At 76.9% G+C, this 5,267-nt stretch carries 5 protein-coding genes; 1 reads left to right on the forward strand and 4 read right to left on the reverse strand.

The window, feature by feature from the left end:
* Positions 1-49 precede the first annotated feature (49 nt).
* From HLB09_RS12500 to HLB09_RS12510, 3 genes are all read right to left on the reverse strand, one after another.
* Entirely contained in the window at positions 50-850 is an 801-nt protein-coding gene (locus tag HLB09_RS12500) for a DUF4191 domain-containing protein (RefSeq protein ID WP_171203684.1), read from the reverse strand.
* A gap of 93 nt (positions 851-943) precedes the next feature.
* Positions 944-1,948 (reverse strand): lipoyl synthase, encoded by a 1,005-nt coding sequence (gene lipA / locus HLB09_RS12505; RefSeq protein ID WP_322790164.1) that lies wholly within the window; start codon positions 1,946-1,948, stop codon positions 944-946.
* Between the two features lie 68 nt (positions 1,949-2,016).
* A complete protein-coding gene (locus HLB09_RS12510) occupies positions 2,017-3,474 on the reverse strand; it encodes a serine hydrolase domain-containing protein (RefSeq protein ID WP_322790165.1) in 1,458 nt (485 codons plus the stop codon).
* A 19-nt stretch (positions 3,475-3,493) separates the two neighbouring features.
* Between HLB09_RS12510 and HLB09_RS12515 the strand changes: the two genes are divergently transcribed.
* On the forward strand, positions 3,494-4,429 hold the full coding sequence (locus HLB09_RS12515; RefSeq protein WP_171203686.1) for an LLM class F420-dependent oxidoreductase: 936 nt from the start codon (positions 3,494-3,496) through the stop codon (positions 4,427-4,429).
* Between the two features lie 32 nt (positions 4,430-4,461).
* Here the strand turns inward: HLB09_RS12515 and lipB are convergent, their stop codons facing one another.
* A complete protein-coding gene (gene lipB, locus HLB09_RS12520; RefSeq protein ID WP_171203687.1) occupies positions 4,462-5,136 on the reverse strand; it encodes a lipoyl(octanoyl) transferase LipB in 675 nt (224 codons plus the stop codon).
* Between the last annotated feature and the right edge of the window lie 131 nt (positions 5,137-5,267).

The following is a 5,267-nucleotide window of genomic DNA, read 5'->3' on the forward strand; positions in this document are numbered from 1 at the left end:
GCGAGCCCGGCGACCCGGCGGGGCGGGCGCGCCGTGCGGCCGGCCGGGGTCAGCGGCCGCGCGCCGCCTTGCGGTCGGGACGGGCGCGCATCGGGTCGACACCCTTGGGGACGGGCATCCGCATGCCGCCGATGGCGCGCAGGCGGCCCTGGACCTGGCCCATCTCCGCCTTCGTCATGACCGGCTTGAGCCGCTGCACCCTGCGGGCGAGCTTCGGGAGCGGCACCTGGCCCTCGCCGGAGCCGGCCTGCATGACGTGGACGGGGACGCTCGGCACCACGCGCGCGACCTTGCGCCGCTCGCCCTCGAGCAGCTTGGCGACGCGGTGCGGGGCGCCGTCCCCCACGAGCACGACGCCGGCGCGGCCGACGCCGCGGAAGACCGAGTCCTGCGTGCGCGGGTCGATGGCGACGGGCTCCTCGCCGATGTCCCAGCCCCGCCGGATGGACCGGAGGGCGGCGCCCGCCGCACCCGGCCGGCCCTCGATCTGGCTGTACGCCGCGGCCTCGGCCTTGCGGGCGAGGACGACCATGGCGCCGAGCAGGGCCAGGGGCAGGCCGATGACCGTGAGGTAGATCGGGTGGCCGACGGCGAAGCCGATGACGAGGGCCACGACGAGCACGGCGGCCGCGACGCCGAGCATCCACCAGGTGACCGACGGGTCGGCCTTCCGGGTCATGTCGTAGACCTGGCGCATCTGCGCGATGCGGCCGGTGGGGCGCCCGTCGGGGCCGAACTTCGGACGGGCGCGGCGGCGGCGCAGGGCCGCGAGCGGCCCTCGCCCGCCGGTCCCGTCGGCGCCCTTGCCGGCGGCGTTGGCGGGGGGCGGGGCGGGTGCGCGACGAGCCATGCCCGTCAGGATACGGGCCGTCGGCGGGCGCGCCGCCGCCCCCGCCGGGGAGGGCGGGGCGGCGCGCCAGGGCGTCGGGAGCGAGCGGGGCCGTCAGGAGCGGGCGAGCAGCGCGGACGCCTCCTGGCGGGCGGGCTGCTCGACGTCCAGGTGGCTGAGCTCGGCGGGGATGGTCGCGCCGCGGCGCTTCATCGCCCCGGCCCACAGCCGCCCCGCGCGGTAGGAGGAGCGGACGAGCGGCCCGCTCATGACGCCGGCGAAGCCCATCTCCTCGGCCGCGTCGCGCAGCTCGACGAACTCCTCGGGCTTGACCCAGCGGTCCACCGGGTGGTGGCGGGGGCTGGGCCGCAGGTACTGGGTGATGGTGACGAGGTCGCAGCCGGCCTCGTGGAGGTCGCGCAGCGCGTCGACGATCTCCTCGGTCGTCTCGCCCATGCCGAGGATCAGGTTGGACTTCGTCACGTGCCCGGCGCGGCGGCCCTGCGTGATGACGTCGAGGGAGCGCTCGTAGCGGAAGGCCGGGCGGATGCGCTTGAAGATGCGCGGCACCGTCTCGACGTTGTGCGCGAAGACCTGCGGGCCCGCGTCGAGGACCTGGCCGACGAGCTCGGGGACGCCGTTGAAGTCGGGGACGAGGATCTCGACGCCCGTGCCGGGGTTGAGCTCGCGGATGGCGCGGATCGTCTCGGCGTAGAGCCAGGCGCCGCCGTCCTCGAGGTCGTCGCGGGCGACGCCCGTGACGGTGGCGTAGCGCAGGCCCATGGCCTGAACGCTCTCGGCGACGCGGCGGGGCTCGTCCCGGTCCAGCGGCGAGGGGCGGCCGGTGTCGATCTGGCAGAAGTCGCAGCGGCGCGAGCACTGCTCGCCGCCGATGAGGAAGGTGGCCTCGCGGTCCTCCCAGCACTCGAAGATGTTGGGGCAGCCCGCCTCCTCGCACACCGTGTGGAGGCCCTCGCGCTTCACGAGGCCCTTCAGCTCGGAGTACTCCGGACCCATCTTGGCCTTCGTGCGGATCCACGAGGGCTTCTTCTCGATGGGGGTCTCGGCGTTGCGCGCCTCGACGCGCAGCATCTTGCGTCCCTCGGGTGCGACCGTCACGCGCTCCAGCGTACGCGCGCCCTCCCGCCCCGCCGACGGGGCGGGAGGGCGCGCGGACGGCTCGCGGATCAGGCCCGCCAGCCGCCCTCGTCGACGCCGCCCGGCACGTCGGCGGCCGGGTCGTAGGGCGTGCGCGTGAGCCGGAAGGTCGCGAGGTCGAGGTGCGAGGGGCGCCCGTCGCCGTCGCGGAGCACCCGCAGGCGCTCCCCGGCGTAGTAGGCGTCGAGGCCGACCCACGTGCCGTCCCCGGCGGGGGAGCGGCGGAAGCGGGAGGACCGGCCGGGGCGGCCCAGCCCCTCGAGGAGGAAGCCGTCGGCCTCCGAGCGCACGACGAGCGGGGACGGGCCCCAGTACCAGGGGCCGACGAGCTCGAGGACGTCGTCGGCGACGGGGCTCGGGGACCAGGGCTCGGGCAGCCGCGGCTCGGCCTCGGCGAGGGTGTCGAGCAGGCGCAGGGGGAGGTCCCCGAAGCCGGTCGTCGAGCTCGTCATGGCGACGACGCCGTCGCCGCTCGCCACGTCGACCTGCAGCCCGGCGATGAAGCCCGGCATCGAGCCGCCGTGGCCGACGAGGCGCCGCCCGCCGAGGTTCCAGACCTGGACGCCGAGGCCGTACCCGACGCTCCACCCGGCGCCGCGGGGGTCGTCCACCGCCTGCGGCGTCGTCATGAGCCGGAGCGCCTCGTCGCTGACGACGCCGGCGGCGGTCGGTGAGCCCGCGAGGAGGGCGGCGAAGCGCGCCATGTCGGGCACGCTCGCCCACACCTGGCCCGCCGGGGCCATCGCCCCGGCGTCGTGCTCGGGCTCGGGCAGGACGACGTCGGCCCAGGGGTGGACGGCGAGCCCGGCGGCGGAGTCCTCGTCGCGCCGGAAGCCGGCGCGGTCCATGCCCAGCGGGTCGAGGACGTCGGCCCGCAGCGCCTCGTGCCACGGCCGTGCCCGCAGCCGGGCGAGGAGCTCCCCGAGGACGGCGAAGCCCGTGTTGGAGTAGTGGAAGCGCGTGCCGGGGCGGTGCCGTCGGGCGTCCGCCGTGAGCGCGGGCGCGAGGGCCGCCCAGTCGCCGCCCGGCGTGCGCTCCCACCACGGCCCGGCGCCGTCGTTCTCCGCCTGCAGGCCGGAGGCCTGGCCGAGCAGCTGCCCCACGGTGAGGGCGCCGACGTCGGCGCGGTCGGAGCCCAGCTCGGGCAGGTGCCGCCCCACCGGGTCCTCGAGGTCGAACAGCCCCTCGTCGTGGGCGCGCATGAGCGCGGTCGCGACGAGCGGCTTGGTGATGGAGCCGATGCGGTAGCGCGTCGTGGGGGCCGGGGCCGCCGGCGGCTCGCCCGGCCCGCTCGTGCTGCCGCGCGCCGCCCACCAGACGAGGTGGCCGTCGCGCACCAGGCCGGCGACCACCGACGGCAGGCGGCGGTCGACCTGCTCGCGCGCCAGCAGGTGCAGGAGGCGGTCGGTCGTGCTCTCGCGCAGGGCGGAGGGCTCCGGTGCGGTCGAGGGCTGCGGCGGCTGCGAGGTCTGCGAGGGGGCGGTCACACGGGCCAGGATGGCTCCCATGGACCTCCGCGTGTTCACCGAGCCCCAGCAGGGCGCCACCTACGACGACCTCCTCGCCGTCGCGCGCACCGCCGAGGCGGCCGGCTACGACGCCTTCTTCCGCTCCGACCACTACCTCGTCATGGGCGACGGCGACGGGCTGCCGGGCCCGACGGACGCGTGGACGACGCTGGCCGGGCTCGCCCGCGAGACCTCCACCGTCCGCCTCGGCACGCTCGTCTCCTCGGCCACCTTCCGCCACCCCGGGGTGCTCGCGGTGCAGGTGGCGCAGGTGGACCAGATGTCGGGCGGCCGCGTCGAGCTCGGCCTCGGCTCCGGCTGGTACGAGCAGGAGCACCGCGCCTACGGCATCCCCTTCCCGGACGTGCGCGAGCGCTTCGACCGCTACGCCGAGCAGCTCGCCGTCGTCACCGGCCTCCTCGGCACGCCGGCGGGGGAGACCTTCTCCTTCGCGGGGGACCACTACGAGCTCGTCGACTCCCCGGCGCTGCCCAAGCCGGTGCAGGCGCGCGTGCCGGTCGTCGTCGGCGGCGGCGGCAAGCGGCGCACCCCCGCGCTGGCCGCCCGGTACGCCACCGAGTTCAACCTGCCGTTCGGGTCCGTCGAGGACGTCCGCACCCAGTTCGGCCGGGTCCGCGACGCGTGCGCCGAGGTCGGGCGCGACCCGGGCGAGCTCACGTGGTCGACGGCGCTCGTGGCGTGCGTCGGCCGCGACGACGCCGAGGTGGCCCGCCGCGCCGCGGCGATCGGGCGCGACGTCGAGGAGCTGCGGGCCAACGGGCTGGCGGGCACGCCCGACGAGGTCGTGGAGAAGCTCGGGCGCTACGCGGCGGTCGGGTCGCGGCGGACCTACTGCCAGTTCCTCGACCTGGGCGACCTCGACCACGTCGAGCTCGTGGCCGAGCGCGTGATGCCGCAGGTCGCCGCCCTCTGAGGGCGGCCCCGGGCGGGGGGCCGGGCGCCCGCTCAGACGGCCGCAGCCGCCGGGGCGGGGCGCTCGCCGGCCGGCAGGGTCGCGGCCAGGTGCCGCTCGACGACGGGCAGCGCGTCGGCGACCCGCACGGGGCGCCCCAGCTCGGCCGTCAGCGTCGCGACGTCGGCGTCGGGGATGCCGCACGGGACGATGCCGCCGAACCCGTCCAGGGCGTTGTCGCAGTTGAGCGCGAAGCCGTGCATCGTGACGCCCTTGGCGACGCGGATGCCGATGGCGCCGACCTTGCGGTCCCGCCGGCCCGGCAGACCGGACCCGTCACCGCGCACCCAGACGCCGCTGCGTCCCTCGACGCGCTCGGTGGCCAGGCCGAGCTCCGCGCAGGCGTCGATGAGCACCTGCTCGAGCCGCCGGACGTAGGCGACGACGTCGACGGGGTCGGGCAGCCGGGTGATCGGGTAGCCGACGAGCTGGCCCGGCCCGTGCCAGGTGATCTTCCCGCCGCGGTCGACGTCGACGACGGGGGTGCCGTCGAACGGCCGCTCGTGGGGCAGGGTGCGCTTGCCCGCGGTGTAGACGGCCTCGTGCTCGAGGAGGAGGACGACGTCCTCGGCGCCCGCGGCGACCTCGGCGTGGGCGGCGCGCTGCAGCTCCCACCCCCGGCGGTACTCCACGGCGTCGGACCCGAACCCCACGTGCTCGAAGCGCATGGGACGACGGTACGCCGCCCCGCGGGACCGCCCGCGCCGTCACGCGGCCCGAGCGGGCAGGATCGCGGGGTGAGCACCGCCGCCCCGCGTCGCCGTCCCGCCAGCCGCGGCCCAGATCGGAAGAGGTCGTG

It is taken from the genome of Pseudokineococcus marinus, from assembly GCF_013004605.1.
In the GTDB taxonomy this organism is placed as follows: domain Bacteria; phylum Actinomycetota; class Actinomycetes; order Actinomycetales; family Quadrisphaeraceae; genus Pseudokineococcus; species Pseudokineococcus marinus.

Excerpts from the sequence above, each read along its gene's own strand:
- HLB09_RS12500 (WP_171203684.1), bottom strand. The coding sequence starts at position 850 with ATGGCTCGTCGCGCACCCGCCCCGCCCCCCGCCAACGCCGCCGGCAAG.
- HLB09_RS12515 (WP_171203686.1), top strand. The coding sequence starts at position 3,494 with ATGGACCTCCGCGTGTTCACCGAGCCCCAGCAGGGCGCCACCTACGAC.
- lipB (WP_171203687.1), bottom strand. The coding sequence starts at position 5,136 with ATGCGCTTCGAGCACGTGGGGTTCGGGTCCGACGCCGTGGAGTACCGC.